This window comes from Brevibacterium moorei (assembly GCF_024580735.1).
Lineage (GTDB): Bacteria > Actinomycetota > Actinomycetes > Actinomycetales > Brevibacteriaceae > Brevibacterium > Brevibacterium moorei.
Genome location: NZ_JANIJX010000055.1, coordinates 1 through 1472, shown reverse-complemented (window position 1 = coordinate 1472; position 1472 = coordinate 1). Strand labels below are relative to the sequence as shown.

At 54.6% G+C, this 1472-nt stretch carries 1 rRNA gene; it reads left to right on the top strand.

The window, feature by feature from the left end:
* Positions 1-24 precede the first annotated feature (24 nt).
* Positions 25-1472 (top strand): 23S ribosomal RNA (locus NQ034_RS16010); the annotation flags it as partial.

Genomic DNA, 1472 nt, shown 5'->3' with positions numbered 1-1472 from the left:
GTTGGTCTTCTGCTGTGTGTGTTGTGGTGAGTGGTGAAGGGCGCATGGTGGATGCCTTGGCATCAGGAGCCGATGAAGGACGTTGTAACCTGCGATAAGCCTCGGGGAGTTGGTAAACGAGCGGTGATCCGAGGGTGTCCGAATGGGGGAACCCGCCAGTCTGTGATGGTCTGGTACCCGCATCTGAATATATAGGGTGTGTGGGGGGAACGCGGGGAAGTGAAACATCTCAGTACCCGTAGGAAGAGAAAATAATAATGATTCTGTGAGTAGTGGCGAGCGAAAGCGGAGGAGCCTAAACTGCGTGCATGTATGAACCGTGTGGGGGTTGTGTGCGTGGTGTTGTGGGGAGTGGTTGTCCGATTCCACATGGTCGGAGCCCTTTGTTGCGCGTGTAGTCGAACAGTCTGGGATGGCTGACCGGAGTGGGTGAGAGTCCTGTAGGCGAAATGTGTGTGGCGGGGGTTGACTGTTTTCCCGAGTAGGACGGGACTCGTGTAATCTCGTGTGAATCTGCCAGGACCGCCTGGTAAGGCTGAATACTTCCTGATGACCGATAGCGGATAGTACCGTGAGGGAATGGTGAAAAGTACCCCGGGAGGGGAGTGAAAGAGTACCTGAAACCGTGTGCCTACAAGCCGTCAAAGCAGTTTTAATGACTGTGCTGGCGTGCCTTTTGAAGAATGAGCCTGCGAGTTAGTGGCATGTGGCGAGGTTAACCCGTGTGGGGTAGTCGTAGCGAAAGCGAGTCTGAAGAGGGCGTTGTAGTCGCGTGTCCTAGACCCGAAGCGGAGTGATCTAGCCATGGGCAGGGTGAAGCGCGTGTAAGAGCGTGTGGAGGCCCGAACCCACTTCAGTTGAAAATGGAGGGGATGACCTGTGGTTAGGGGTGAAAGGCCAATCAAACTCTGTGATAGCTGGTTCTCCCCGAAATGCATTTAGGTGCAGCGTTGCGTGGTGCTTGCCGGAGGTAGAGCTACTGGTTGGTTGATGGGCCGTATTGTGTTACTGACGTCAGCCAAACTCCGAATGCCGGTTTAAGTTAGCGTGGCAGTGAGACAGTGGGGGATAAGCTTCATTGTCGAGAGGGAAACAGCCCAGATCATCGACTAAGGCCCCTAAGCGTGTGCTGAGTGGGAAAGGATGTGGAGTTGCTGTGACAACCAGGAGGTTGGCTTAGAAGCAGCCATCCTTGAAAGAGTGCGTAATAGCTCACTGGTCAAGTGATTCCGCGCCGATAATGTAGCGGGGCTTAAGTACACCGCCGAAGTCGTGACATCAAACCTGAAGGGATAACTCCTGGTTTGTTGGGTAGGGGAGCGTCGTGTGGCCGGTGAAGCTGCCGAGTGATCGAGTGGTGGAGGCTATGCGAGTGAGAATGCAGGCATGAGTAGCGAAACACGGGTTGGAATCCCGTGCACTGGATGACTAAGGGTTCCAGGGTCAAGTTCATCTTCCCTGGGTTAGTCGGG